The sequence below is a fragment of the Muriventricola aceti genome, from assembly GCF_025567565.1.
Lineage (GTDB): Bacteria > Bacillota > Clostridia > Oscillospirales > Oscillospiraceae > Lawsonibacter > Lawsonibacter aceti.
The window spans coordinates 19,543-46,459 of record NZ_JAOQKF010000001.1; the positions used below are offsets into that span (position 1 = coordinate 19,543).

Here is a 26,917-nt window from a genome sequence, read left to right on the forward strand (position 1 = left end):
ATCACAGTTCCGGGACGTTTTTTGCATTATTCCTCTTCTAAGGAGCAGCCTCTTGGAAAAGAGGGATCGCCAGAAGGGATAGAGGAGATCTGCCCTCGGCGTAATGCGGCTCCCCGGAGGTGGTCTTCCAAAACAGTGCTGATAAAATTGATCAGCTCATCCGGAGTCTGATCGATCTCTCCCAATAGCCAGCTCTCCATGACGCTGGCCAAGGACACCACATAGAAGTGGGCCAGAAGAGCCACATGGTCTGAGGACGATGGGTCTTGCAGGTCGGGAAGAAAGCCTTCAATGGTCTGTGAGATGATGGTATGGAGCTGTTCCTCAAAGAAGCGGCGGATATGCCCACGGCCCAGAGAGCGCAGCGCGCAAAGGCAGACTGCACGATTGCTTTGTAAATAGTGAAAGAGCTCCAAAAGGCCCTCCCGCCACAGGAGAGCTCCTTCCCGTCGCTCCAGCAGAGATACGGCTTCATTCTGAAACATCCAGCGCATCAGGTCGTAGATGTCCTCAAAATGGTAGTAAAAATTTTGCCGCTTGATATGACATAGGTCGGTGAGCTCTGAAATCGTGATTTTCTCCAAAGGCTTCTGAGCCATCAATTTTTTTAACGCCGCAGCCAGAGCCCATTTTGTCTGCTGGGAAGCGACATAGCATTTTTTCTCCATAGAATGCCCTCCTGTGCCTGTTAGTATAGCACAAAGGGGCTGGAGGCTCAACTGATCTATGGGACAGAGGACCGATTTATGACACTGCCGCGGGATTGACCTTTGCTGGAGCCGCCTCTATTTGAATATAATAAAGTGTTATGATAATGGTGTATTGCGGGTAGTAAAGGAGCCGCCAAGAGATGAAAAAAGGAAACAAGGATCAGGAGAGTGTTATGGTGCGTCTTGCCACCTTTGTTGTGGACAAACGGAACCTGTTTTTCCTGCTGGTCATTATCGGTACCATATTCACGCTGTTTTCCAGGAACTGGGTGCAGGTAGAGAACGATCTCTCCTCCTATCTGCCCATCCACTCCACCACCCGCCAGGGACTGGATGTGATGGAGGAGCAGTTCACCACCTTCGGTACCGCGGATCTGATGGTGGCCAACATTTCTCTGGAGGAGGCCCGTCGGGTGAAGGCGGAGCTCCTGGAGCTGGACGGCGTGCAGAGCGTGGAATTCGATGACACAACAGACCACTATGCCCATGCCTCCGCCCTCTATTCGCTTACCTTTGACTATGACGAGGACGATGAGAGGTGCCTGGAGGCCCTGGACAGGGCCAGGGAGAGCCTCACTGGCTGGGATGTATTCGTATCCACGGAGCTGGGTAACACCAAGGGGGATATCATTGACGCTGAAGTCAATGTCATCATGGTCTATGTGGCGGTGATCGTGCTAGTGGTGCTCTTGCTGACCTCACAGACTTACGCCGAGGTCCCTGTGCTTATCCTGACCTTTGTTACGGCCATGATTTTGAACCTGGGCAGCAATTTCCTGCTGGGAAAAATCTCCTTCGTGTCCAATTCCGTGACCAGCATCCTCCAGCTTGCCCTGTCCCTGGACTACGCCGTGATCTTCTGTAACCGCTTCAAAGAGGAGCATCAGACACTGCCCATCCGGGAGGCGACCATCATAGCCCTCAGCAAAGCCATTCCGGAGATCAGCGCCAGCTCACTGACCACCATCGGTGGGCTGGTGGCCATGATGTTCATGCAGTTCAAGCTGGGACCTGATATGGCGGTCTGCCTGATTAAAGCCATCCTGTTTGCCCTACTGGCTGTATTTGTGGTGATGCCGGGCCTGCTGATCCTGTTCGGTCCGCTGATGGACAAGACACAGCACCGCAGCTTTATCCCAAAGATCCCCTTTGTAGGAAAATTTGCCTATCTGTCCCGATTCGTGATACCGCCTGTATTTCTGGTCCTGGTGGTCCTGGGTATCCATTTCTCCTCGGACTGTCCCTATGTCTATGGGTACGGGAGTATCGAAACGCCGAAACTGAATGAGGTGCAGATTGCCTCCCAGATGATCGAGGAGAATTTTACATCGAAAAACCTTGTGGCGCTTATGGTGCCCACCGGCGACTACGAGAAGGAACGGATGATCCTGGACGAGTTGGAACAATATACGGAAGTGGACTACACCATGGGGTTGTCCAATGTGGAGGCGATGGACGGCTATATGCTGGCCGACCGGCTAACGCCCAGACAGTTTGCCGAACTGGCGGATCTGGATTATGAGTTGGCCAAGCTGGTCTATACAGCATACGCGGTCAAGAATGAGGACTATGGACGGATCATTGGCGGCATTTCCGCCTACCGGGTCCCGCTGATGGATATGTTTCTGTTTATCTGTGACCAGCTGGACGAGGGCTATGTCACCTTAGACAAGGAGCAGACCGACGATCTGGACGAGGCGCGGGAGCAGATTGAACATGCCAAGCTGCAGCTCCAAGGAAGCGAATATGACCGGATGCTGGTCTATCTGACCCTGCCTGAGGGGGGAGAGGAGACCTACGCCTTTCTGGATACGATCCAGGAAACTGCCCAGAAATATTACCCAGGAGAGAGTATTTACCTGGCTGGAAACTCCACCACAGAGGCTGATTTTAAGGCCGCGTTTGCCACGGACAACACGGTGGTCAGCGTGGTGTCCATCCTCATCGTCCTGGTGGTGCTGCTGTTCACCTTTCGATCTGCGGGGATGCCGGTACTGTTGATCCTGGTCATCCAGGGCAGTATCTGGATCAATTTCTCCATTCCGGCCTTCACCGGGACCCCGCTGTTTTTCCTCAGCTATCTGGTAGTCAGTTCTATCCAGATGGGGGCTAACATCGACTATGCCATCGTGATCGCTAGCCGCTACATGGAGCTGAAAGACCAAATGGACCACAGACAGGCCATCATTGAAACAATGAATTTTGCCTTTCCAACCATTGTTACATCGGGCAGTATTTTGACCGTGGCCGGCCTGCTCATCGGGCAGATGACGTCAGAGGCGGCCATCGTGGGTATTGGGCAAAGCCTTGGGCGGGGAACGATTTTGTCCATTGTTCTGGTCATGTTTGTCCTGCCTCAGATTCTGTTGATTGGCGGCGCGGTGGTGGAAAAGACATCCTTTTCCGTGCCCAGTGCGGTGAAAAAACACAGGGCCAGCGGGCGGGTCCGAGTAGATGGGCTGGTGCGGGGAGAGATATCTGGCACCATCAGCGGCACCGTCCATGCCATCGTAGACGGAGATGTGGATCTGAACCTGATCTCAGGTTATGCGCAGGAGGAGGCAGAGCATGAAACGCAAGAGAACTGATTGGATCAGGAGAGCGGTCAGTGTCCTGCTCACCCTTATCCTGTGTGTCCAGGCAGCAGGCCCTATACTGGCGGTGGAAGACGGGGTGATCCGGATCACTTGCGCCGAGGACCTTCTGGAACTGTCCCGTAATTGTGCGCTGGACACCTGGTCCCAGGGCAAGCACGTGGCGCTGACAGCGGATATCTCTCTGGCGGGTACGGGATATACCCCGATCCCCACGTTCGGCGGTACCTTTGACGGTGGCGGCTATACTATCAGCGGGCTGGACCTGTCAAGCGGGCTGACCCCGGCGGGCGTGTTCGGCACCCTGCAGGAGGGCGCGGTGGTAAAGGACCTCCATGTGACCGGCAGTATTGAGCCGTCTGGCCATGGCTCGTCCATAGGGGGCATCGCGGGAGAGAACTATGGCGTGATCGCGGCCTGCTCCTTCTCCGGGACGATTACCGGGACAGACCGGGTGGGAGGCATTGCCGGACTGAACGGGCTGACAGGGAAGATCCAGGGTTGTTCTGCCGCCGGAGGTATCACTGGAAAGAGCATGACTGGCGGCATCGCTGGCGAAAACTGCGGTGTGCTGTCGGGATGCCGAAACAATAGCTATGTCAATATTACCAGCACAGACCCTGGGCTCGAGCTGACGAATTTGGATCTGGATGTGTCCAAGTCCCTGTTTACCCTGAGCGCGCTGGATACGGTGAATATCGCCACGGATACTGGAGGTATAGCAGGGTACTCATCTGGTATGGTTCTCAGCTGCATCAATGCCGGTGTTGTCGGATATCCCCACATCGGCTACAACGTAGGCGGCATTGCGGGGCGAAGCTGCGGCCATGTGGCCTACTGCGTCAACCGCGGACAGGTATTCGGCCGCAAGGATATCGGCGGTATCGTTGGCCAGGCAGAGCCCTACATTGTGCTGAATTTATCAGAGGATATGCTGGATACCATTCAGAAGGAGCTGGACCGCCTGGGAGGGCTGGTAGACCGGGCGGCGGACCACGCCGATGGAGCCGCCGTCCGGATCTCAGACAATCTGGATGCCATCGGAGCCTCCGTTGATGACGCCACCGGACACGCCAAGGACCTGACAGATCGTCTGTCAGACTACGGGGACGAGGTGATTACAGAAATCAACCGGGGCAGCGACATCCTGGCTGACGCCCTAGATCAGATGGCGGACATCTCCAGCGATGCTACCGGCTTTGCGGAAGAACTGACGGACAGTTTGGACCTGATGGAGGATGCCCTGCGGGATTTGGCCCGGATCGATGGCTCTCAGGCGGTAGATGAACTGGAGCGGGCGGCGGACAGCATCGAGAAGGCCGGCCGGCTGCTGAAAAGCGGCATAGGAAAGATCATCGACGGGTTGGAACAGCTGCGGAACTTCGTCCGCATTGAGAATGAGACTGGCAGCCGGGAGGCCCTGGAAAAGATCGAGGAGGGGGTTGGAGAGACCGCCCAGGCGGCAGAGGAGCTGGGAAGAGCCATGGATCTGGCGGCCCAGTCCGGCGTGGTGGAAGACGTGGCCGCCCAGAGCATGGAGGAGCTGGGGGGAGAGATGGGGCAGATTTCTGATGCCCTGACCCAGGTGGGCGGCGGCGCAGAAACCGTGCGTCTGAACATCTCTTTCGATTTGGAGGATATCCGGGAGGGCCTGCGGCAGATCCGGAGTGGTGTGAAAAACGTGGTGGACTCCTCCGGCGCGGCCATGAAGGCGGTGGACAGCCTGGGGGATGCCCTGGATGAGTTGAAGGCCGTGGGGCAGGAACTGAGTGACGGCCTGGACGCCCTGGCGGATGCCGTGAGCTCGTTTGAACAGGCGGGAGAAACTGGGACAGAAGTGTTTGCTGGGCTGGAGGATCTGTTCGGCTACTTGGCTGGGGTGGACCCTATCCAGATCGCCCACCCTGGGGAGGAGGTCAGCGCCGCCTCTGACGCCCTCTATGACACGATGGAACGGCTGAACGACCAGATGGGCCTCCTGAATGACACGGCTGCCGCCTCGGTAGGCGACTTGACCGGCGACATCCGGGCCATTAGTGCCCAGGTCGGGGTGGTGACAGATACTCTGATTGACGCCATCCGGGAAATCGAAAATTGCGACCTGGAAGACAGTATCTCGGATACCTCAGAGGAGAATATCGACCAGGTGACCAGCGGCAGGCTCCTGTCCTGCTCCAACACGGCGGCCATCTCCGGGGATCTCAATGTAGGCGGAGTGGCTGGCTCCATGGCAGTGGAGTATGAGCTGGACCCTGAGGATGACCTGATTTCCAACAGCGCGCCTATCTACCGGAGAGCCTATGAGCTGAAGGCCATCCTCCAGCGGTGTACCAACACCGGAGCCGTAGTTGGCCGGCGGGACCATGTAGGCAGTGTCTGCGGCCGGATGGATTTGGGGCTTATCCTGGAGTGTGAGGCCTACGGCAGCGCGGAGAGCGAGAACGGAGACTATGTGGGCGGTGTCGCCGGCTATGCGGTGGGGACGATACGGGAGAGTTTTGCCAAATGCGCCCTGTCCGGAAAGCGTTATGTGGGCGGTATCGTGGGGGCCGCCGGAACCAGGGACTCCGGGGGATCAGTCACCGGGTGCTGTTCCTTCGTCCTTATCCCAGAGTATGAGGAGTATGCCGGTGCGATATCCGGCACAGATCAGGGCCTATTCCAGAATAACCGATTTGTGTCAGACGATTTGGCTGGCCTAAACCGCGTCAGTGCCGCCGGCCGAGCGGAACCTATTTCCTACGAACAACTGCTCCAGATGGAGGATATCCCCACCCCTATGAAGCGGCTGGAGCTGCGTTTCTGGGCGGATGGCCGAGTGATCCAGACGGTCCCCTTTGACTATGGCGCTTCCTTTGACGATTCGATTTTGCCGGAGATCCCCCACCAGGAGGGATGCTTTGCGGTGTGGGACCGGGAGGATCTGACGGATCTGCGGTTTGACACAGATGTGACCGCGGTCTACACCGCATACCGCTCCGCGCTGTCCTCTGCCCAACTGCGGGACGACGGCCGGCCGGTCCTCTTTGTAGAGGGGGAGTTCGACCAGGGGGACAGTCTGGAAGCCAGGCTGCTGGAAACGAGGGAGGATTATCCTAGACAGCTCCAGACCCTGGCGGACCGCCGTAGGGTCTTAGAGCGGTGGAAGGTGACCATACCGGCGGATGGACAGTCTATTCATACGGTACGTTACCTATCTCCCAACGGAAAGACGGAGCGGACGGAGTTCTATGCTGTTTCCGAGGGTAGATGGACCCGTCTGGATACGGAAACGGCTGGCAGCTATCTGCTGGTCCGGCTGGAGGGGGATACCCCTGAGATCGCGGTAGTGACCCGGACTCCAATATGGTGGGTCTGGCCGATTGCGGCGGCCCTGGTGGCCGGACTCGTGTTTTGTGCGGTGGGCTGGGCGAAACACCGCAGGCTGCTCCAAAGGGCTGTAGCACAGGACAGGGAAACGCCGGCTGGATCAGCAGGCGGCGGAAAAAAGACCCGAAGGACTCGGCTGGCCGCCGCAGTGCTGGTGCTGGCCTGTTTGATAGGGGGAGCGACGTGGTTCCTTGTTTCTGGAGGCTGGAATACCGTCGCCGCTGTCCGTCTGCTGCACCGGTATGCCCAACAGCCCGATCTGACGATAGAGATGGATGCCCAGGCGGAGGCAGGCGGTCGGCGCTACCGCATCGATGCCCTGATCGACATCGTTCAGGTGGGGGAGCATCTTACCACGAGGCTAGAACGTGATGGAGCGGCGGTATATTACAGTGATGGGATGCTCTATTTAGGAGATGGAACCTCCGTCCGTGTGGATATGGGCTTCCCGGACTACGCGGCCCTTCTGGACACAGTGGCAGGGCTATACCGGGATGGGGATATTTCCGCCTTTTCCAACAGTGGAGAGAACATATACAGCGTTACAGTAAGCGGTGAGCGGGTCTCCTCCATTCTGAAAGCGCTCTTTCCTGATTCCGCATCGTATCTGGCCTCCCTGGAGAGCCTAAACTTAGACTTGGTCGCGAAGGGGAATGAGCTTTCTGCCCTCCGACTTTGGACGAAGGGAACAGCAGATACGACGGATCACGACTGTATATCCCTGGCCGTTGAGCTGAGAATACACACCGCGGAGGGGAAGGTGGACCTGCCCCAGCCTGTACGGGCCCGTATCCTGGCCGGGGACCAGAAGGAAACGGCCCCAGACCTGCTCCGGCTGCTCCTGGCTTGGCGGAGATTGAACGCGGAGGACCCACTGGTATCCAGACTGTCCTACCAGGCGGACTGTGGCCCACTGGTAGTGGACAGCGAACTGGAGCTGTTCCGGACCTATGTGGACGGCAGAGAGGTGGTCGGGCTGAGAAAAAGCGGCCAGACCCTGTATATGGTGGATGGAGGGGTCCTGGATGAGCAGGGAGGCTCCGTGTCTGGACAGGAGGAGCTGGTCAGCCTGCCGGGCGTGCTGCTCCATCTCTGGCTGGAGGGCGGCCTGGAATATGAGGAGCGGAACGGGACCGGTCTGTACACCCTTTCCCTCCGGCAGGAGGAAATCGAAGAGGTGATCCAGGCGCTCCTGCCGGAGGCGGAAGGGCTGGACACCAGCCTGACTGCCGGGAAGCTCCAGATCGAACTGACAGACCAGGGAATCGAACGTATCTCATTCCAGGTTCGTGGCAGTGTCCATGTCCTATCTATCAACGCCCCTGTGTCTATATCCGGAAGCTTTACCTTCCCTGAGGAAACGGAGGAGATTTCGATACCGGCGCCAGTGGAGGAGGCGGTCAAGAGAGAGGAGGGATGACCATGGTACATAAGATCATCTGCATTGGGCGCCAGTTTGGCAGCGGAGGCCATGAGATTGCGGTCAGAACGGGAGCGAAGCTGGGGATCAGGGTCTATGAGAGGGACATTCTGCATCTGGCCTGCAAATATGGGGAGCTGGCGGTCAAGACGCTGGAAAAGGCGGACGAAACAGCGACCAACCCATTCCTGTTTCAAGGGGTATATGAGGGAAACCAGCACATTGTCCGGGGACTGCCCACCTCAGAGGTGCTCTTTGCCCTTCAGAGCCATGAAATACGCCGCCTGGCAAGTGAGGAGGACTGTATCTTCGTAGGCCGCTGCGCCGGTTACGTTTTGCGGGACGCGGAGGTACGGCTGCTGAAGGTTTTTGTCCGTGCCCCTTTTGAATACCGGGTGCGGAGGAAGATGGCCCAAGAGGGGCTCTCTCCAGGCAAGGCGGTCCGGATGGTAAAACGGATGGATAAGCGGCGCCGCGCCTACTATGAGCACTATACAGGGCAGGAATGGGGAAGCGGCTGTGATCTTGAGCTGGACATGGGCGCACAGACTGCTGATGAAGCGGTGGAGAAAATTGAAAAACTCTATCTCGCGCTCTAAAGAGCGAAATAGCAAATGGGGAGAGGACGCATACCGGTGTCCTCTCTCCATTTATTAAAAAGAATAATTTTTCGTGGGATATCTCCTCCAATGGGTGTATAGTAAGGTAGAGAGAACAGAGAGGGGGGAACCCATGGACGACCTGGAGCTGCTCCGGCTGCTGCGGAGCCGGGATCAGCGGGGGCTGGATCAGCTGCTGGTCCGGCACGGCCCGCTGCTGCGCTATATCCTGTGCCCAATCCTGGACGACCCGCGAGAACGGGAGGAGTGTCTGTCTGATGTGGCCCTCCAGATATGGGAGAGGGCAGACCAGTTCGACCCGGAGCGGGGTTCTCTGACCGCCTGGCTGTCGGCCATTGCTCGGAATACAGCCCTAAACCGGCGGCGGGCCGCCCGCCGCGGGACCGGGGACTGTCAGCCGCTGGACGACAGTATGCTGGACCCTGCCCCCGGACCGGAGGAGGAGCTGCTGCGCAAGGAGCGTACCCAGCGCCTGTTGCTGGCAGTGCGTCGGATGAGTGAAATCGATTGTAGTCTGTTCTACCGGAAATACTATTACCTTCAGTCTGCTGCCCAGATGGCCGCCGAATTAGGGCTGACTGAGCGCGGCGTAGAGGGGCGCCTGCGCCGAATCCGCCTACGCCTGCGCAAGGAATTGAGAGGTGAGTGGAATGTCTGACGACCGGAGCTTTGACCAGATGGTAGAGGATGGGATGTCCGCTGTACCGCCTCCGGCGGAAGTGCTGGAGGAGATCACGCCCTGGAAGCGGGCCCTTAGGCGTGTTGTCTGGGGCGTGGGGCTGACCACCATTTTAATCCATTTCCTGTGGCTGCAGTATCTGCTGCCCACCGCCGGCCTGATGCTGATGTGGCTGGGTTTCCGAACTTTGCGTCGAGAGAATGGGTGGTTTGCCCTGGGCTGGGCCATCAGTCTATACCGGGTTATGGGTCAATTTTTCCGGCTGCTGGCTAACGCCACCCTGTTGCGAATCGAGGGGACCCCCACCTGGATGTATCTGACCTTGCTTATTCCTCTGCTGCAGTATATCTGCCTGTGGCAGGGGATCAGGGCTGTCCAGCGGAAAGCCGGGCAGGAACAAAGAGCCGGCGCCGCCGGCGCGCTGGTCGTGTTTTATCTGCTCCTGACCGGACTGGCCTTCCTGGATGCGGAGGGCTGGCCGATGCTGCTGGTCCTGCTGGTCTGCTATATCGCCCTGCTCCACAACCTGGCCAGGCTGGCCAATCTCCTGGACGGAGCCGGATATGAAGTGAATGCGGCCCCTGTCCGCCTGTCTGATAGGACGGTGTGCCTGTCCTGGCTTGGGGCTCTGCTGGTCTGTCTGCCTCTGGCCACCCTCCTTTTTGGCCGGTTCCCTATGGAGTGGGTCCCGCGGCCTGCCGGGGAGCAGACGGGATGGGAGGAAACCGCAGCCCACCTTCTGGACCTGGGGGTGCCGGAGGACGTGACATCCGACCTGGCTCCGGAGGATCTGGCTGACTGTGCCGAAAGTATCCGGGCGGTGGTGGAGCAAAGGGAATTTCCCATGAATAAGGGCCGTGAGGTGCGGGAAACTGTGGGGAACAGCACCCACATCAGCCGGGTCTATGATGTGTATGAGCTGCGCCTTACCAGTGTGGCGCTGGAACTTCCTGATGGGCGGTGGAAGGTGATCCAGCACTTCCTCTGGCAGGAGGAGCCCAAGGTCCGGGGGACGGAGAGCATCCGCCTTCAAATCGCCGCAATTACGGCGGAAAGTCAGTATGCGGCTTGGGAGGAGTACCCCACAGAGTTCTCCGGACGGCTGCTCTATGACCGGGAGGGACAGACCTTTACGGGAGAGTACACCAGCCTGGGGTGGGATGAGTATACCTCAAGAGGCTTTTCCTTTGGGCCGAACCTCCAGCGGGACATGTCCGCCCAGTTCTCCCTGCCCTTGTGGGGAGAGAATTGCCGGGGCTATGTGTCCTATGTGGGGGGCAAGGGGGAGGATAAGATATACTTCTTATCCCAGATGGACTACACCCACCAGAATAGCTGGCTGTGCTATCCCCTGCTGTCGGCCTGGGAGCACCGGCAGATCCATCTGTTTGACGATGAAACCTTTAAAACAGTGCAGATGGACCTCATGGCCGGACCGGAAGATTAGAGGTATCAGACCCTCGGCCATACTGTGGCTGAGGATTTGAATTGTGATTTATATACAAAAAATGAAGATATAAATTATGCGACTTCAACAAAAATCGTCCTTGACGTAGGCAAGTCCTTCCTGATACAATACGGGCGACCGCAGAAGGAGGCGGTCCGCTCGACGGCAAGAGCGACAGGAAACTGCCCCCTCCCTCCACGGGCCGACGGCATGGAGGTGAGGCACGACGGCCGCCCGCACCTTAAGAACGCGCGGGCGGATATCAAGGAGGTAATAGATATGATTTGTGAGATCGAGATCAAGAATGGTGCTCAGATCGAAAAAATAAACCGGCTGGCGGCCAAGGCCCCCTATGAGGTGTGGCTCAGTTCCGGCACTGTAATGCTGGATGCCCGCTCCCTGCTGGGGCTGTTCGCCCTGATCGGGAAGAAGGCCCATGTGGTAGCGGAGGACAACGTCGATCCCCGCGCCTTCAGCAAGCTGGTTTCCAAAATGGCCTGAAAAAACCGCCTCCGCATTTGTGCGGGGGCGGTTTTTATGTTTTTATAGCAGGTGGAAGTTGACGATCAGGCCGGAGAACACGATGGACACGGTAGATACCAACTTGATTAGGATGTTCAGGGAGGGACCGGAGGTGTCCTTGAAGGGATCGCCCACAGTGTCGCCGATGACAGCGGCCTTGTGCTGCTCCGAGCCCTTGCCGCCGTGGTGGCCAGACTCGATGTACTTCTTGGCGTTGTCCCAGGCGCCGCCGGCGTTGGACATGAATACCGCCACGGCAAAGCCGGAGACCGACACACCACCCAGCAGGCCCACCACACCTTCCACAGACAGGATCAGACCGGTGAAGATGGGAACGATGATGGCCAGCAGGGAGGGCTTCACCATCTCACGCAGGGCCCCCTTGGTACAAAGGCCCACGCAGGAGGCGTAGTCAGGATCTGTGGTGCCCTCCATGATGCCGGCGATCTCCCGGAACTGGCGGCGGACCTCTACCACGATGGACTGGGCGGCCCGCTGGACAGCGCTCATGGTGAGAGCGGCAAAGACAAAGGTGAGCATAGCGCCGATGAACAGTCCCACCAGCACAGCTGGGTTGGTGAGGGAGAGGTCAGGGGCATAATCCATCTTGGCCTTCACGATATCTACATAGCTGACCAGCAGGGCCAGGGCGGTGAGGGCGGCGGAGCCGATGGCAAAGCCCTTTCCGGTGGCGGCGGTGGTGTTGCCCAGGGAGTCCAGGGCATCGGTGCGCTCACGGACCTCATCACCCAGGCCGGACATCTCGGCAATACCGCCGGCGTTGTCAGCCACAGGGCCGTAGGCGTCGGTCGCCAGGGTGATGCCCAGGGTGGACAGCATCCCGACGGCGGCAATGCCAATGCCGTAGAGGCCCTTGGAGAACAGCTCGGTATAGTTTTCAGCAGAGGTAGTGAGAGAGCCCCCGGCAGCCAGGAAGGAGATGATGACTGCCGCGCCCACAATGAGGATGGGGGCGATGGTGGACAGCATTCCCAGGGACAGGCCGCCGATGATGGTGGTGGCGGCGCCGGTTTCTGTGGAGTCGGCCAGCCCCTGGGTGGGCTTATAGGTGTCGGAGGTGTAGTATTCGGTGAAGTAGCCGATGGCACAGCCTCCGATCAGTCCGCAGAGGATAGCGATGTAAACGCCCCAACTGCCCAGGATGAAATAGGTCAAGGGGGCGGCGATGACAGCGGCCAGGACGGCGGCGGTATAGGTGCCTTTGCGCAGGGTGCCCAGCAGCTCACGCTGGCTGGCTCCCTCTTTGGTTCGGATCAGGAAGGAGCCAAAAATGGAGCACAGAATGCCCACCACAGCCAGAGCAATGGGGAGTAGCATAGCCTCCCAGCTGCTGCCGGGATAAGCGGCCACACCTAGAGCGAAGGTGGCCAGGATAGAACCCACATAGCTCTCATACAGGTCGGCGCCCATGCCGGCCACGTCCCCCACATTGTCACCTACGTTGTCAGCGATGGTTGCGGGGTTGCGGGGATCGTCCTCCGGAATGCCAGCCTCTACCTTACCTACCAGGTCGGCGCCCACGTCGGCGGCTTTGGTGAAGATACCGCCTCCCACACGGGCGAACAGAGCCATGAAGGAGGCGCCCATGCCAAACATAACCATGGTCTGGGCAATTTTGGCGGCGTCATAGTGAGCCACATACTTCAAAATATGGAACCACACCGAGATATCCAGCAGACCTAATCCTACCACAGTGAAGCCCATGACTGCGCCGGAGGAAAAGGCTACATTCAACCCTTTGTTCAGGCTCTCGCTGGCCGCCTGGGCGGTGCGGGCGTTGGCAGAGGTGGCGATCTTCATCCCCACAAAGCCGGCTAGAGCGGAGTAGATGCCGCCGGTGAGGAAGGCAAAGGGAATAAACCAGTTATCCAGCATATGGAACCTTGCCAGAGCCAGCAGTATCAAAAACACCACGAAAAAGACCTTGGACACCGTGGCATACTGGTGCTTCAAATAGGCGTTTGCACCCTGCCGGATAGCGGCGGCGATCTTTTTCATGGTGTCGTTGCCCTCGGAGAAGGCCCGGACCCTGTTGCTTTGGAGCCAGGCGAACAACAGTGCCACCGCAGCTCCCACTAATCCGATCCAGAACAATCTATCCAAATCTTACACGCTCCTTTGATACGATAAGCAAATTCTAAATATAGAATCAAATTGCTTAATCGTAAGGTTATAAAAGTATTTTACCACATAACAAAAAAATTGCAAGTCAAAATAACGGGAGATTCAAAAAAGATAGCAGTGACAGAAAGGGCGGAAGGAGCCGAAAAAGCCCGGCCATTTCCAAGGAAATGGCCGGGCCGCTTGTAAAAATCAGGTGTGTCGCCAGGCTTGACGGCTGAAAAGGACCAGAATGGGGAAGATTTCCAGACGCCCGATAATCATACACAGTGACATGACTATCTTGGACAGATGGGAGAAGGCGGAAAAATTACCGGTGGGACCCACCAGCTCCAAACCAGGACCCACGTTGCTGATACAGGTAAGGGCGGAACTGAAAGATACGGAGAAGGGAAAATCGTCTAAAGAAATGATTAGGGTGGCAGCTAATATGATGAAAAGATAGCTGCCGACAAAAACGCTAATAGAACGTAGTGTGTCCTCTTCCACCACCTTGCCGTCCAGCTTAACTACCTCGACAGACCGGGGATGAATAACCCGGTGGATCTCCCGCCGAATGGAACGGAGCAGAATCAATACCCGAGAGCACTTGATGCCTCCTCCGGTAGAGCCGGCACAGGCGCCGCAGAACATAAGGAGCACTAGAATTGTCTGGGAGAAATGGGGCCAGAGTACAAAATCCGCGGTAGCGAAGCCAGTGGTAGAGATGATAGAGGCTACCTGGAACACGGAATATCGGAGGCTCTCCCAAATACTGGTATAGAGGGGAGCGATGTCTATGGCAATCAGGATGGTGGCGCCTGTCACCACTAGCAGGAAAAACCGGAGCTCGTCGCTGGAGAGGGCTTCCCGCCATTTCCGGGTGAGCAGCAGGAAATAGACCGCGAAATTCAGTGAAAACAGAAGAATAAAGACGGTAATAATCAAGTCGATGGCCACACTGCCATAAGCGCCCACGCTGGCATTCCGGTTGGAAAAGCCCCCGGTACCGGCGGAGGAAAAAGCGTGAATAAAGGAATCATACAGCGGCATACCGGCCAGTTTCAGACACACAACCTCTGTCAGGGTGAGGACGCAATAGATACTGTACAGGATTTTAGAGGTCTGGGCCTGCTTGGGTACCAGCTTGGAGAAGACCGGACCGGGGCTCTCCGCCTGGGTCAGGTAGTGAGAGCGGATACCGAGAGAGGGTACGATAGCAGTGGCTAACACTAATACGCCCATACCGCCCAGCCAATGGGTGAGGGAGCGCCAGAAGAGGATGCCTTTGGAGCAGGCCTCAATATCAGCTAGGATTGTGGCACCAGTAGTGGTGAAGCCGGAGGCGGATTCAAACAGACAGTCTGTAAAGGAGGAAAACTCCCCAGAGAAGTAAAAGGGGAGCGCCCCGGCCACGCTGACCAGCAGCCAGATCAGGCCGACAGCAGCGAAGCCGTCCCGCAGAAAAAAGCCAGACCCAGTCCGCATTAGAGAGAGGGGAAGGCAGGTGCACAGGAGAACGGCGATGCTGGTCAAAAAGGGGAGAGGACTTTCGCCATAGAGCAGAGACACCCCCAGAGGAAGCAGCATGGAGCCGGCAATTAGCAGCTCTACGCGGCCGAGGAGTTTCAGGATGAGCTTGACATTCATATAGGGCCTCCGGGAAAATAATATCGGGAAAAAAGATCAGATGTGCCGCCAAGCCTCACGGCTGAAAAGGACCAGGATGGGGAAGAGCTCCAGACGGCCGATGGCCATGCACAGAGACATGACCAGTTTGGACAGGTAGGAAGAGTGACCGGTAGGTTCTATCAGATCCAGCCCGGTCCAGACATTGCTCAAACTGGTCAAAGCGGAGGTGAGGGAGACTGGAAAGGAGTGCCCATCCAGAGAGAGGATCAGGGAGGTCCCCAGTAGAAGGAGGGGAAAGCAACCGAAAGACGCCAGGGCAGGGGGAAGGACCGACTCCAACCCTTTTAGCTCCGCCTGCCCTAACAGTTTCAAAATAAGTTTAAGGCTCTCCAGGGTGGGGGAACGGGCCATCGTCCTCGTAGATGTCGTTTAAATCCAGGATGAGTCTGCCGCGGGAGATCAGAATGACGGAATCTCCCTCCTGAATAGAGGAGGAACCCTCAGGGATGATGATGTCCCGCCCACGCATGATGACGGCGATCAGAATGCCGCTTTTCAGACGGAGATCCTTCAGGGGAACATTCAGATAACGGGTAGTAGAACGCACGGTAAACTCCATGGCCTCAGCCGCGCCGTCAGCGATGCGGTGGAGTGAATTCATCACGCTGCCTTGAGAGTTCTGCATCCCGCGGACCCGGTGAAGGATCTGGGCGGCAGTGATGGCCTTGGGAGAGATAACACTTTCCAGACCGATGGCCCGGGCAATGCCGGCATAATTCTGGCGGTTGGCCTTGGCGACTACCTTGGGTATGCCCTGCTGCATGGCATATAGGGAGATGATCAGATTGTCCTCGTCCCGGTCCGTGAGGGCTACAAAGGCGTCAGAAGCGGAAAAACGCTCCGACTCCAGCAGCTCCTGATCGGAACCATCGCCATGGATTACCATGGACTTGGGGAATTTTTCACTGATGAGACGACACTGGGCCTCGTCCAATTCCACGATTTTCAGCTTCATCCCCATCTTCTCCAGAATGCGTGCTAAGTAGACAGAGATCTTGCCGCCGCCCAGAATAAAGACATGGTGGACCTTCTGAGCGTATCGGCCCAGCAGGCGGAAAAACTGATCCAGACTTTCCGGACGTCCTACCAGATACAGCTTGTCCCCAATTTGAGGAACAAAGGAGCCATTGGGAATGACCACCGATTTTCCCCGTTCTACAGCACAGAACAGCAGGGACAGTTCCTTGACCTGGGGAGGCAAAGAGTAGAAGGGGGTGCCAACGAGAAAATCTCCCTCCTGTAGGCGAAAGCCCATCAGCTCCACACGGCCCCGAAAGAACGTTTCAATGTTGGCGGCGGGAGGGAAACGGAGCAGGCGGGAAATCTCAATGGCGGTGGCGTTCTCTGGATTGATGACCATGTCGATCTTCAGATTCCGGCGCAACTCTACCAGGCTATTAGAATACTCCAGGTCACGGATACGGGCGATGGTGTAGCCGGTGCCCATGTTTTTTGCGGTCAGGCAGCAGACCATATTGACCTCATCTGAATTGGTGGCCGCGACCAGCAGGTCGGCGGTATCCGCCCCGGCCTCCCGCAGAGTGGAGGTGGAGACACCGTTCCCGTGGATAACCATGACGTCCAGCATATCGGAGGCCCGGCGCAGAGACTCCTCCCGCAGATCCACGATGGTGACGTCGTGCTGCTCCCGGACCAGCTGTTCTGCCAGCGTGAAGCCGACTTTCCCGCTGCCTACAATGATGATTTTCATGTAAAATATCCTTTCGCGTATGATATCATACTCTGCTTTCACCAGAGCAGGAGGGAATGTTTTTCAGAACATATAGAGACAGAGAAGCGGACTTTAGATGGTCCACTCACCGTGTACTACACCTACCAGCAGCCAGCCAGACTCTCCCAGCTCGAATACCAGCTTTAAGGAGCACCAGTCTAACCCCTCGTTCACTGGGTCAATACTGGGGATACAAAAGTCTACGAATCGGCAACCGGGGTAAGCCGTAGTAATATTCTCCAGGGCGTTGCCGCTAATCATAATTTGGTCGATGCCGATCTCACTGGCCTGGGTGTAGTCCTGGTTGAATACATACCGGTCCACATATTGGGATATCGTCATCTGGATAGGGTTGCCTCGGCCATCTTCAAAGCCCCAGGTGTAGACCCGGGGGTCCTCTTCCAGCCCCTGGATTTGGGCCGCGGAAAGGGTCAGGTCTTGCTCAAGATTTACGGTAGAGTACGGGGTAAAGGTCACGCCCTTTTCGGGGTGGACAAATGAGGCCACCTGACCGTAATCCTCCTCTTTCAGGGCATGGAGAACAGCACAGGCGGTGTTGAGCAGGGGAAAGTTGTCCGGGGGCAGGGGGGTAGATGATTCTGTCTGGGTGGAGCTGTCTGTGACAGAAGAAGAGCCAGGGGCGGGAGCGTTGGACAGGGCGCTGGGGGTAGGAGGAAGGATCACAGTTTCCCGAAGGGACCAAGGAAAGGGAAAGATGCCACCTAATAAAAAACCAATCAGTAGACAGATTGCGGCCGCAGGGAATATAGAACGCTTCAAAATAGGACCTCCTTCATGGCGGTGTAAATAGAATGACAGGCCCATCCCTCCCTGAATGAATCAAGGAAGAGGTAAAATAGCACAATTATAGTAAGGCCAATTATAGTATAGTTCCACAGAAAGGTCAAGATTGACAGATAGGCTTTTAGGTGCCCGCCACAAATATATTGTTTCGAGTGGAAAGTCATGCTAAAATAAACCAGATATCAGGAAAAGGAGGTCATTCCCATGAATGAGCAGGAGCGGGACATACAGTTCCATATCCAGTGCAGGCCGGGAGACGTGGGGGGATACTGTATTCTTCCGGGTGACCCGGGGCGGTGTGAGTCCATCGCCCGCTGTTTTGACCAGCCTGTCCATATAAGGACCAACCGGGAATATGTGGTCTATACCGGTACCCTGTTGGGAGAAAAAGTGTCGGTGTGTTCTACCGGCATTGGTGGACCCTCCGCGGCCATTGCGATGGAGGAGCTGGCGAACATCGGTGCCCATACCTTTGTCCGAGTGGGGACCTGTGGGGGAATCGATTTGGCTGTCCGAAGCAACGATGTGGTGGTGGCCACCGGTGCTGTCCGGATGGAGGGGACAAGCCGGGAGTACGCCCCCATCGAGTGGCCCGCGGTCCCTAACTTTGCGGTCACCTGTGCCTTGGTTCAGGCGTGCCGGACCTTGGGCTACCCCTGGCATGCCGGGGTGGTCCAGTGTAAGGACTCCTTCTATGGTCAGCATTCTCCAGGCAGGATGCCGGTGTCCTATGAGTTGAAGCAGAAATGGGAGGCATGGAAGCGCCTGGGGGTGCTGGCCTCTGAAATGGAGTCCGCGGCTCTCTTTGCTGTGGCGGCCAGCCGCCGGGTGCGGTGTGGATCTGTGTTCCATGTGATTTGGAACCAGGAGCGGGAGCAGGCGGGCTTGGATCAGGAGGAGTCCCACGACACCTCCTCCGCCATCCAAGTTGGGGTGGAGGCTGTTCGGCTGCTGATTGCCCAGGACCTCGCGAAATAGAAGCAAGAGCCGCCCGTGAGGGCGGCTCTTGCCATGTAGAAAACAGGTCAGGAGATGGGCTGGTAGTACTTTTCAGTGGCCTGGGCGAACAGCTGGTCAAATTGGGGTGATCCGCCCTGGTGGAGCTGGTGGAGATAGGCGTGGATGTCCGAACGGACTAGGGAGCCTTTCTCGGCCGCTTGGTGGATGACGCGGACGGCGGCATTGGAGCAATGGTCAGAGATGCGCTCCAAGTTAGTTAGCAGCTCCAGGAACTGGGTGCCCACCTCTACCGTACACTCTCCGGTTTTCAGCCGCTCCACATGGCGCTCCCGCAGAGCGGCGGTGATTAGGTCCACCACTTCCTCCAAAGGCTCTACCTGGAAGGCGGCGTAGGCGTCGTGGGCACGGTAGGCCTCCAGCACCTGGTTCAGGGCCTCTCCTACGGCGGCGCACAGGGAGTCAAGCTCGGCCTGTGCCTTGGGGGAGAAGGAGAGAGCGGCGTCGTTCAGCGCGGTAGCCGACTCGGACAGGTTGACTACATAATCACCGATGCGCTCGAAATCAGACAGGGCGTGAAGCAGATCGGATACTAGGTCGCTGCCTTTGTCATCTAAGGAGTGGCGGGAGAGCTGGACCAGATATTGGTCCAAAGAGCTCTCCATATGGTCCAGCGCCTCCTCCTGCTCGTTAAGCAGATCCAACTGCTTTTGATCGTAATGGGACAGAAGCTCCACCGCCAGATGGTAGTTGTTCTTGGCCAGTTCACCCATTTGGAGGACCACGGTGCGTGCCCGTTCCAGAGCTACTGACGGAGTGGACAAGAAGCGGGGGTCTAACACCGTGGCTACCGGATCAGCGGCACCGGAGTCTGGGATCGTCCATTCCACCAGGCTGACCAACTGCCGGTTAAAAGGCAGCAGAAGGGCAGTACAAGCGATATTGAAGAAGGAATGCAGGTTCGCGATGGAGCCATAGTCCATGGTATCCTGCCAGAAGGGCAGCCCTATCAGGGCGTTGAGACCGTACAACACCACCAGGAAGAACACGGTGCCGATCACATTGAAGTATAGGTGGACGGCAGCGGTCCGTTTAGCGTTCCGGCTGGCGCCGATGCTGGACAAGATGGCAGTGACGCAGGTGCCGATATTCTGGCCCATGATGATGGGCAGGGCGGTGGAAAATGTGACCACGCCGGAAGCGGAAAGGGCCTGTAGAATAGCCACAGAGGCGGTGGAGCTCTGGATCAAAGCCGTGATAGCCGCACCCACAGCGATGCCCAGTACCGGGTTGGAGAAGCGGATGAACAGATGCTGGAAGGCCTCCAGCTCAGTCAAGGGGGCTAGGGCGCTCTCCATGGATTTGATACCGATGAACAGCAGCCCAAGGCCGATCAGGATCTGACCTACTGTTTTTTTGCGGCCGCTGTTGAAGAAGGAGAAAAACAGAATCCCTACAAAGGCGGTCAGTGGTCCTAGCATCTCAGGCTTCAGGAGAGCCAAAAACAAATTTTCATCGGATAGGCCGCCCAGCCGCAGGATCTGGGCTGTAATGGTGGTGCCGATGTTGGCCCCCATGATGACGCCGACAGCCTGCCGCAGCTTAAGAATGCCAGCGTTGACAAACCCGATACACATAACGGTAGTAGCCGCGGAGGAGTGGACCATACCAGCCACCGCTGCGCCTAGCAGGACACCTTTAAAAATATTATCAGTCAGCTTCTCCAAAAGGGAAGCAAGTTTTCCACTAGTCAGTTTTTCCAGGCCGGAAGTCATGGTTGACATACCGAACAGGAAGATAGCCAGGGCGCCCAGCAGGGCAATGACACCACGAATCCCCAATTTTCTTTCCTCCCATGAGGACACCCTGTCCTCATCTCCAAAATTTTACACAAACTTAACATTATAAATTATATAAGAAGAAGTGGGGCAGGTAAAGGAGTTCTTGAAATTTTTCAAAAATTTTGAAGGAAACGGAGAAAAAGGAGAGGAAATCTCCAGGAATTTGTAGGGTATGAAGGGAGGAGAACTGAGATGGAGGCGGGATCCTCGGAGAGATTTGGCCTGTCCGACAGAACAGGAGAGATATTTGGGGAATGGGGACGGGCAGAGCGGGAATAGAGTGGGGCGGAGGTGTTATCGATTATGCTGTCGCCTGTGATCTATCTGATGATGAACGGACTTTTTTTTACCCTTCGGCTGTCCGGAGGTGGAGGTTCGTTTCCCCGTCCACTAAAAGCGGCGGAGGAGAGGGAATATCTGGAACGGTGCGCCCAAGGTGACCTGGAGGCCCGAAATCTGCTGGTGGAACACAACCTTCGCCTGGTAGCTCACATCGTGAAAAAATACTATGCCCAAACCGGGGACCAGGACGATCTGATCTCCATTGGGACTATCGGGCTTATCAAAGGGATATCTACATTTAAGGCGGACAAAAACGTAAAGTTGGCGACCTATGCCAGCCGATGTATAGAAAACGAGATACTGATGCACTTCCGCTCCCAACGCAAGCTCCAGGGCGAGGTCTCTCTGGCGGATACTCTGGAGTCTGCGGGAGAGGGCGGTTCCCTGTCCCTAATGGATGTAATCGCCGTAGACGATAATATGCTGGAGGAGTTGGATACCAGGGACGCATGCGTAAGGGTCCGCCGCTGTGTCGATACCTGCCTGACACCCAGAGAGCGCACGGTCATTACCTTGAGATATGGACTGGATGACCGCCCGCCTCGCACCCAACGGGAAATCGCGTCTCTGTGCGGCATCAGCCGTTCCTATGTATCGCGCCGCCGCTAATGTAAACGAAGCCCGGAAAGCCTGATGTAGACAGGTTTTCCGGGCTTCGTGCGTGACTGGGGTAGCGCCGCGGTTATTGTAAACGGCAAAAAATTTAGGAAGATAAGTAGCCATTCATCAAAATGAAAAGTTCAGCGAACTGAGTTTTTATAAGTAGCTAAAAATCGATCAAATGTGTCAATATAAGTCATTATATTATTTACACTGGATAGAGCATCATCTGGCGTAGTTAATGTACTGGCTCGTGTGGAGTGAGCAATTAATCCACGTTCTGAGCCAAAGTTATCAAGCGCAATAAGCATATCCTCGTCTATTTCCGAGATTTTAATGCCTATAGGCAGAAAAATACTCAAAATGTTTTTTTCCTTGATGCCATGGTTGCTGGAACGGACTTGCCGATTATAGCTGGTATACGAGGTGTTGACTCTCCAGTTTATATCTTTTGTAGCGTTATTTCCACCGTGCATATCAGGTGGTGACGGAAATTGTCCATCATAATATGCAACCAAACTAAGCAGTGGGGTAGATGCCTTGTTGCTTGAACTCCATTTTCTATACGCTTTTTGAGCTATCTCTAAAGCAACTTCTTCAAAATAATATTCCATTTCTGCATGTGCTAATACCTTGTAGGCTCGTACTTTTTCAAACACAGAATCAGAATATGAGCCTGTTGGTGAAAATGTACGAGGAAGATATACTTTTTGCAATTTTCTAAGGCGACTTTGTAACCCTATATATTTATCTGTATGCATAAAGCTACACCCCTTATTGGATTAATAGCCTTCAGGGATAAGCAATTGTTCGCCAGTAACTGCACTAAGCGATTCACCCCATTTTCTAAAACGGTAATGAACGGAGGAAAGACTTTTTGTCGTGGACTCTAAAGACGAAAGAAACTCTTGATCAGAGGTACACAACAACTCGAATGCGGTACTAATATCGGTACGCAATTTTATCAAATTCTCTTTGTTTTTAATTCGAGAAAAATAAAACAGCATGATATCAATAACCGCACGATTGTATTTTTCTTCGTATTTACCACTTTTAAATTTCCGGAAAGCATTTTTGTCACCGAAGACTTCAAAAGTGAGATTTATTGCAGAATTAAACAAATTAACTGAATTAACGAGCAAAGGTTTATTGACTTCAAAGTTTTTGTTAAGTTTGTCGCAAGTTAAATCCAAGAAGCTTTGCATACTACCAGAATAATCTTTAGCGAAAAAGTTAAAAGCGAAGAAACGGATTAGGATCTCAACATCACGCATACGGAAATCTGCTTTTTTAATATTCAGCATTTTCTGGAGCTGTTGATTTTTACCGGATTCACTGTTAACGAAGTCAGTGAATTCGCCGGGATATAGTGCTTGACGAAGCTCCTGTGGAGAGAGTTTAACGCTACCCGTATTAAGACGTAAGAAAAGCAAGTACAAAACTTCAACATTTCTCCAATTTTTAATAACGACAGTTCTAATGGTTTGATTGTTGAATGCATCTATATCATCAAAGAACAGACCGTTTTCAATATCCGCATATGTCATGCGATTAAACTTAGACAAGACTTCTAATCCAGATAATTTTAATGCGTTTTCGTTTTTGCTTGGTAGAGCAAATTGTTTCAAACTAAGCAAACGCTGTTTGCCATCAATAACAATGAATTTGCCCTTTTTGTCCCGCTGCTCAGCCAAAATGATTTGAGGGATAGGTAATCCCATAAAGAGAGATTCGATAAATTTGCTTTTGACCTTGGTGGTCCAAGCGTCTCTTCTTTGAAACGATGGATCAAGTTGGATATTGCCTTTTTTTATCTGATTGATAATGGTTTCTACAGTCCAGTCCGTACCTGTCACAGCCAAATCAGAAAAAGATAGCCCTCCTACATTGCTAATATCTTCTTCGCTTTCATTTTCGACTTGGGATTGCTCAAATTTGTTAATGTAGTCCTCTTGACTAAGGGGTTCAAATGTATCAAGAATTAGTTGTTCGTCCATAGATAGGCCTCCTATCGCAATATTATATATATTTTTTGGCTTTTGGGCATTGCTATACAACGTAGTTTAAATCATATAATACTTATACACCCAGTGACTACCTTTACGTCCTTTAATGAGTTTGTTTTTTGTCACCAAACTTGCAAGGATGCGATTTGCTGTCGCAGCTGATACCCCACACAGTTCCCGCACATCGGCGTTCATGATATAGTCGTGGGTTTTCAGGAACTCCTCAATTTTCTTCCAGCGAAGGGTTACCTTATCCACCTTTCCATCGCTCATCCCATCACTCGCACTGATTGCATCTATGAGTGATGCTTTGATGGCTGAGAGCATGAACTCAATAAATACTGTGGACTCTCCTGCGTCATTGGAAGCATTGATGGCATCATAATACTCCTGCTGGCGGTCGTGGATGATGGACTCCACCGGGAGCCAGGCAAACGATGAATTCCACTTGGAGAGTAGCAGTGTGTGCCACAGCCTCCCCACACGCCCATTTCCGTCGGCAAAGGGGTGGATCAGTTCCAGTTCATAGTGGAACACGCAGCTGCGAATCAACATATGCACGTCACTAGCCTTTGCCCAGTCCAATAACTCCATGACTAAATCAGGGACATACTGTGGAAGCGTACCAAAATGCAGGATATGTCCTTCGCTATCCACCACGCCCACAGGTCGGGTACGGAATACGCCGGATTCTTCCAGCAAGCCATGTGTCATAATTCCATGGGCAGTCAGAAGGTCATCCACCGAATAAGGATCGAGTTCATCCAGCCGCTCATAAATCTCATAGGCGTTCTTGACTTCGGCAATATCCTTGGGCGGAGCCAGAACCTGCTTGCCGTTCAGAACTGCTGTCACCTGCTCCAGGGAAAGGGTGTTCTGCTCAATGGCCAGAGAACCATGAATGGTTCTGATACGGTTAGTGCGGCGGAGCGTGGGACTCGTGGATAGAGGAGAGATTACGGTCAAACGGCCCACCAGCTCGGCAATCTCCGCCACATAGTCAATGATCTGATTTGTGATTTCAAAAGGAGGCTTTTTGTTTCTCATGTGATACCTCGCCGCTGTAAATGATTGGTTTTATTATACCATACATCACTCGTTTCATCAATCAAAATACCCTGTCGTGCGCAACTGCAATCGTTCGGCTTCTGGGGATGCGACCCATTTGCGCTCCCATTGCGTTCGCAACCCTAATTTGATGAAAGAGATTCAGCCGCCTGTAGGGCGGCTTTTATCATGCAACAATATTTGATTCAGGAGGAATCCACATGAATTACGATTCGAGCAAACAAAGCCTGACGATGGAAACGGCGGAGTGTAAGGTGACTCTCTCTTTTTCTGTGACGCCCAAGGAGACCAGCATCTGGCACTATGTTTGCACCGTACTGATCCAGCAACCTGCGGCGCCTGTTCAAATGGAAGCGACCGATTTAGAATAGAGGCATCAAACAGAAAGGAGCATCGCTATGAACCGGGTTTATTGCCTCTATCGTGTGTCTGACCGAGGACAGGTGGAAAAGAATGATATTCCTATGCAGAGAATTGCCTGTCAGACCTTTGCTCAGGAACGCGGCTGGGAGATTTTAAGGGAGTTCTCTGAAAAGGGCGTCTCCGGCTATAAGCTGACCATGCAGCAACGGGATGCGGTCATAGAGATCCGTGAGGATGCCATGGCTGGGAAATTTGATATTTTGTTGGTTTACATGTTTGACCGTATCGGACGGCGGGATGATGAGACGCCCTTTGTGGTGGAGTGGCTGGTGCGCAACGGTGTTTCTGTATGGAGCGTCTGTGAGGGCGAGCAGCGATTTGACAACCATGTGGACAAGCTGACCAACTACATCCGCTACTGGCAGGCCGCCGGAGAGAGCGAGAAGATATCTGAACGCACCCGTACCCGCATCCGGCAGTTGACGAAAGAAGGCTGTTTTACCGGGGGACAGTGTCCCTATGGATACCGTTTGGTGCGGGGAGAACGGTTGAACAAAAAGAAACAGGCGCTGTACGAGCTTCAAATCTGCGAGGAAGAGGCCCGGGTGGTGCGGATCATCTTTGACAAGGCAGCCCGGGAAGGCTTGGGCAGCCAGCGCATCGCCAAATACCTCAACAGTCAAAACATCACAACCCGCAAAGGAAAACGGTGGAATCAGGCATCCATCTCTCATATGTTATCCAGCAAACGATACCTGGGTTATCTACAAAAAGGCGGCGTGGAATCTCCAAGGCTGCCACACCTTCAAATTGTGGAGGATGCGATTTTTGCACAGGTACAGGAATTGAGAGAAAGCCGAAACCGAAAGGAGAACAACATGAATACCATTTCTGCCCCATACACGGAAAGGCTTTGTTGAGCGGCCTAACCTATTGCGCCCACTGCGGCGCCCGCATGAACAGCACCATCCATCGGAAGGAGTACCGCCGCAAGCGGGATGGGTCCCTCTATCGCCGGGATGTGCGGCTCTACCGCTGTAATGCCAGCGTGGACGGGGAACCAACGGCCTGCGATGGTCCCCGGACCTATCACGCCGAGCGTATAGAAGCGGCGGTCAAGACTGCGATTTCCACCTTACTGGAGCAGCTGGAGGCACTGCCGGCAGAAACCATTTTGGAGTATAAATATCAGATTGCACTTCAGGAGCGGCGGGATGCCCACCGGGCGGCGCAGCAGTATTTATCCGAGAAGGAGCGGGACCGGGAGACTCTGCGCGGCGAGGTAGCCCGGGCGATTCGCGGAGAGAGCTCCTTCGGGGTACCTCTTCTTCAGGAACTTTTGCAAGGAACAGAGGTGGAAATCGACAAAACCAGAGAGCAGTTGTATGAGTTGGAGGCCAGGCTCCAAAATGGAGAACAACTGCGCCGGGAGATTGAGATTAAGCAGCGGAAATACTGCGGGCTGAACCAGATTTTCCGCAGTGGAACGCTGGAGGAACAAAAAATGCTGCTGGCTATCGTCGTGCAGCGGATCGAAGTGCGGCGGGGTTACGAACTGAATATTCAACTGTTGCCGGATTTCGAACGGTTCCTGGATGGGCTGATTGAAATGCGGTGATTTTTTCGGCAAAAACTTTCTCGCTTATATGAAATAATGGGACAGAAGGGAGTGATTCGGATGGGAAACAACCGTGCGGCACTTTACTGCCGGGTGGATGGCGGAGGAGATTGCGAGACATACCAGAGAGCCTTGTCCGCGCAACGCGGCAAACTGGAGGCTTTTGCACGGAAGCAAGGGCTGGAGCCTGCCCGATATTATGAAGATGCGGGATATCCCGGACGCGACCTGACTCGGCCCGGTCTGAATCAGATGCTGGCGGACTGGAAAGAGGGAAAGTTTGACACGGTGCTGGTGGTAAAACGGACACGCCTGTTCCGAGGCAGCATTTGGGAGGAACCAAAGTGGCCGTTTCCTATCCTGTCTGCCAATAAATTGGATCGTATCCCACATTGTGGACAAAAGCGGTGAG

Annotated in this window: 22 protein-coding genes; 12 read left to right on the forward strand and 10 right to left on the reverse strand. The window is 54.8% G+C overall.

Going from position 1 to position 26,917, the window contains the following annotated elements; all coding sequences use genetic code 11:
• Window positions 1–26 precede the first annotated feature (26 nt).
• On the reverse strand, window positions 27–668 hold the full coding sequence (locus OCV64_RS00120; protein WP_147571480.1) for a TetR/AcrR family transcriptional regulator: 642 nt from the start codon (window positions 666–668) through the stop codon (window positions 27–29).
• Window positions 669–850: 182 nt separating this feature from the next.
• Here OCV64_RS00120 and OCV64_RS00125 point away from each other — a divergent pair, with 182 nt between their 5' ends.
• The 6 genes from OCV64_RS00125 to OCV64_RS00150 all read left to right on the forward strand — a co-directional run bounded on the left by OCV64_RS00125 (window position 851) and on the right by OCV64_RS00150 (window position 11,340).
• Window positions 851–3,298, forward strand: a complete 2,448-nt coding sequence (locus tag OCV64_RS00125; protein ID WP_262668824.1) for an MMPL family transporter — start codon at window positions 851–853, stop codon at window positions 3,296–3,298.
• The gene (locus OCV64_RS00130) at window positions 3,279–8,093 is read left to right on the forward strand and encodes a methyl-accepting chemotaxis protein (protein WP_262668826.1); all 4,815 of its coding nucleotides are present in this window, start codon (window positions 3,279–3,281) and stop codon (window positions 8,091–8,093) included. Before OCV64_RS00125 ends, OCV64_RS00130 begins: the two co-directional genes overlap by 20 nt.
• A gap of 2 nt (window positions 8,094–8,095) precedes the next feature.
• Window positions 8,096–8,692 (forward strand): cytidylate kinase-like family protein, encoded by a 597-nt coding sequence (locus OCV64_RS00135; RefSeq protein WP_186851941.1) that lies wholly within the window; start codon window positions 8,096–8,098, stop codon window positions 8,690–8,692.
• A 133-nt stretch (window positions 8,693–8,825) separates the two neighbouring features.
• Entirely contained in the window at window positions 8,826–9,371 is a 546-nt protein-coding gene (locus OCV64_RS00140; protein WP_186851942.1) for a sigma-70 family RNA polymerase sigma factor, read from the forward strand.
• The gene (locus OCV64_RS00145) at window positions 9,364–10,839 is read left to right on the forward strand and encodes a DUF3488 domain-containing protein (protein ID WP_186851943.1); all 1,476 of its coding nucleotides are present in this window, start codon (window positions 9,364–9,366) and stop codon (window positions 10,837–10,839) included. The genes OCV64_RS00140 and OCV64_RS00145 overlap by 8 nt, the downstream gene beginning before the upstream one ends.
• A gap of 279 nt (window positions 10,840–11,118) precedes the next feature.
• A complete protein-coding gene (locus tag OCV64_RS00150; protein ID WP_147571468.1) occupies window positions 11,119–11,340 on the forward strand; it encodes an HPr family phosphocarrier protein in 222 nt (73 codons plus the stop codon).
• A gap of 42 nt (window positions 11,341–11,382) precedes the next feature.
• Here OCV64_RS00150 and OCV64_RS00155 read toward each other — a convergent pair whose 3' ends face one another.
• From OCV64_RS00155 to OCV64_RS00175, 5 genes are all read right to left on the reverse strand, one after another.
• Window positions 11,383–13,485 (reverse strand): sodium-translocating pyrophosphatase, encoded by a 2,103-nt coding sequence (locus tag OCV64_RS00155; RefSeq protein WP_186851944.1) that lies wholly within the window; start codon window positions 13,483–13,485, stop codon window positions 11,383–11,385.
• Window positions 13,486–13,695: 210 nt separating this feature from the next.
• Window positions 13,696–15,132, reverse strand: a complete 1,437-nt coding sequence (locus OCV64_RS00160) for a TrkH family potassium uptake protein (RefSeq protein WP_147571463.1) — start codon at window positions 15,130–15,132, stop codon at window positions 13,696–13,698.
• 36 nt (window positions 15,133–15,168) lie between these two features.
• A complete protein-coding gene (locus tag OCV64_RS00165; protein ID WP_262668830.1) occupies window positions 15,169–15,486 on the reverse strand; it encodes a hypothetical protein in 318 nt (105 codons plus the stop codon).
• Between the two features lie 7 nt (window positions 15,487–15,493).
• Window positions 15,494–16,885 (reverse strand): Trk system potassium transporter TrkA, encoded by a 1,392-nt coding sequence (gene trkA / locus OCV64_RS00170; protein WP_262668831.1) that lies wholly within the window; start codon window positions 16,883–16,885, stop codon window positions 15,494–15,496.
• Window positions 16,886–16,978: 93 nt separating this feature from the next.
• On the reverse strand, window positions 16,979–17,686 hold the full coding sequence (locus OCV64_RS00175) for a hypothetical protein (protein WP_147571459.1): 708 nt from the start codon (window positions 17,684–17,686) through the stop codon (window positions 16,979–16,981).
• 228 nt (window positions 17,687–17,914) lie between these two features.
• Here OCV64_RS00175 and udp point away from each other — a divergent pair, with 228 nt between their 5' ends.
• Window positions 17,915–18,688 (forward strand): uridine phosphorylase, encoded by a 774-nt coding sequence (gene udp, locus OCV64_RS00180; protein WP_262668832.1) that lies wholly within the window; start codon window positions 17,915–17,917, stop codon window positions 18,686–18,688.
• Window positions 18,689–18,735: 47 nt separating this feature from the next.
• Here the strand turns inward: udp and OCV64_RS00185 are convergent, their stop codons facing one another.
• Window positions 18,736–20,508, reverse strand: a complete 1,773-nt coding sequence (locus tag OCV64_RS00185) for a Na/Pi cotransporter family protein (protein ID WP_262668833.1) — start codon at window positions 20,506–20,508, stop codon at window positions 18,736–18,738.
• Window positions 20,509–20,811: 303 nt separating this feature from the next.
• Between OCV64_RS00185 and sigK the strand changes: the two genes are divergently transcribed.
• Window positions 20,812–21,459: an RNA polymerase sporulation sigma factor SigK gene (sigK, locus tag OCV64_RS00190; protein ID WP_262668834.1), complete on the forward strand. Its 648-nt coding sequence runs from the start codon at window positions 20,812–20,814 to the stop codon at window positions 21,457–21,459.
• Window positions 21,460–21,590: 131 nt separating this feature from the next.
• Here the strand turns inward: sigK and OCV64_RS00195 are convergent, their stop codons facing one another.
• The 3 genes from OCV64_RS00195 to OCV64_RS00205 form a co-directional block, all read right to left on the reverse strand.
• Entirely contained in the window at window positions 21,591–22,211 is a 621-nt protein-coding gene (locus OCV64_RS00195; protein ID WP_262668835.1) for a HEPN domain-containing protein, read from the reverse strand.
• Between the two features lie 21 nt (window positions 22,212–22,232).
• Window positions 22,233–23,447: a DUF262 domain-containing protein gene (locus OCV64_RS00200; protein ID WP_262668836.1), complete on the reverse strand. Its 1,215-nt coding sequence runs from the start codon at window positions 23,445–23,447 to the stop codon at window positions 22,233–22,235.
• Between the two features lie 66 nt (window positions 23,448–23,513).
• Window positions 23,514–24,503: a Fic family protein gene (locus OCV64_RS00205; RefSeq protein ID WP_262668837.1), complete on the reverse strand. Its 990-nt coding sequence runs from the start codon at window positions 24,501–24,503 to the stop codon at window positions 23,514–23,516.
• A gap of 221 nt (window positions 24,504–24,724) precedes the next feature.
• Between OCV64_RS00205 and OCV64_RS00210 the strand changes: the two genes are divergently transcribed.
• Genes OCV64_RS00210 through OCV64_RS00225 form a run of 4 tightly spaced genes read left to right on the forward strand, consistent with a single transcriptional unit; the run spans window position 24,725 to window position 26,916 of the window.
• The gene (locus tag OCV64_RS00210; RefSeq protein ID WP_262668838.1) at window positions 24,725–24,895 is read left to right on the forward strand and encodes a hypothetical protein; all 171 of its coding nucleotides are present in this window, start codon (window positions 24,725–24,727) and stop codon (window positions 24,893–24,895) included.
• Window positions 24,896–24,922: 27 nt separating this feature from the next.
• Window positions 24,923–25,807 carry a recombinase family protein gene (locus tag OCV64_RS00215; RefSeq protein ID WP_262668839.1) on the forward strand — a complete coding sequence of 295 codons (885 nt, stop codon included), beginning with the start codon at window positions 24,923–24,925 and terminating at the stop codon, window positions 25,805–25,807.
• Complete coding sequence (locus OCV64_RS00220) at window positions 25,804–26,505, forward strand: zinc ribbon domain-containing protein (protein WP_262668840.1); 702 nt, start codon at window positions 25,804–25,806, stop codon at window positions 26,503–26,505. The genes OCV64_RS00215 and OCV64_RS00220 overlap by 4 nt, the downstream gene beginning before the upstream one ends.
• A 60-nt stretch (window positions 26,506–26,565) precedes the next feature.
• Entirely contained in the window at window positions 26,566–26,916 is a 351-nt protein-coding gene (locus tag OCV64_RS00225) for a recombinase family protein (RefSeq protein ID WP_262668841.1), read from the forward strand.
• The last annotated feature ends 1 nt before the right edge of the window (window position 26,917 follow it).

What these genes read in the sequence shown, in the direction of transcription:
- OCV64_RS00120 (WP_147571480.1), bottom strand. Translation starts at nt 668, where the DNA reads ATGGAGAAAAAATGCTATGTCGCTTCCCAGCAGACAAAATGGGCTCTG.
- OCV64_RS00125 (WP_262668824.1), top strand. Translation starts at nt 851, where the DNA reads ATGAAAAAAGGAAACAAGGATCAGGAGAGTGTTATGGTGCGTCTTGCC.
- OCV64_RS00130 (WP_262668826.1), top strand. Translation starts at nt 3,279, where the DNA reads ATGAAACGCAAGAGAACTGATTGGATCAGGAGAGCGGTCAGTGTCCTG.
- OCV64_RS00135 (WP_186851941.1), top strand. Translation starts at nt 8,096, where the DNA reads ATGGTACATAAGATCATCTGCATTGGGCGCCAGTTTGGCAGCGGAGGC.
- OCV64_RS00140 (WP_186851942.1), top strand. Translation starts at nt 8,826, where the DNA reads ATGGACGACCTGGAGCTGCTCCGGCTGCTGCGGAGCCGGGATCAGCGG.
- OCV64_RS00145 (WP_186851943.1), top strand. Translation starts at nt 9,364, where the DNA reads ATGTCTGACGACCGGAGCTTTGACCAGATGGTAGAGGATGGGATGTCC.
- OCV64_RS00150 (WP_147571468.1), top strand. Translation starts at nt 11,119, where the DNA reads ATGATTTGTGAGATCGAGATCAAGAATGGTGCTCAGATCGAAAAAATA.
- OCV64_RS00160 (WP_147571463.1), bottom strand. Translation starts at nt 15,132, where the DNA reads ATGAATGTCAAGCTCATCCTGAAACTCCTCGGCCGCGTAGAGCTGCTA.
- trkA (WP_262668831.1), bottom strand. Translation starts at nt 16,885, where the DNA reads ATGAAAATCATCATTGTAGGCAGCGGGAAAGTCGGCTTCACGCTGGCA.
- udp (WP_262668832.1), top strand. Translation starts at nt 17,915, where the DNA reads ATGAATGAGCAGGAGCGGGACATACAGTTCCATATCCAGTGCAGGCCG.
- sigK (WP_262668834.1), top strand. Translation starts at nt 20,812, where the DNA reads ATGCTGTCGCCTGTGATCTATCTGATGATGAACGGACTTTTTTTTACC.
- OCV64_RS00195 (WP_262668835.1), bottom strand. Translation starts at nt 22,211, where the DNA reads ATGCATACAGATAAATATATAGGGTTACAAAGTCGCCTTAGAAAATTG.
- OCV64_RS00200 (WP_262668836.1), bottom strand. Translation starts at nt 23,447, where the DNA reads ATGGACGAACAACTAATTCTTGATACATTTGAACCCCTTAGTCAAGAG.
- OCV64_RS00205 (WP_262668837.1), bottom strand. Translation starts at nt 24,503, where the DNA reads ATGAGAAACAAAAAGCCTCCTTTTGAAATCACAAATCAGATCATTGAC.
- OCV64_RS00210 (WP_262668838.1), top strand. Translation starts at nt 24,725, where the DNA reads ATGAATTACGATTCGAGCAAACAAAGCCTGACGATGGAAACGGCGGAG.
- OCV64_RS00215 (WP_262668839.1), top strand. Translation starts at nt 24,923, where the DNA reads ATGAACCGGGTTTATTGCCTCTATCGTGTGTCTGACCGAGGACAGGTG.
- OCV64_RS00225 (WP_262668841.1), top strand. Translation starts at nt 26,566, where the DNA reads ATGGGAAACAACCGTGCGGCACTTTACTGCCGGGTGGATGGCGGAGGA.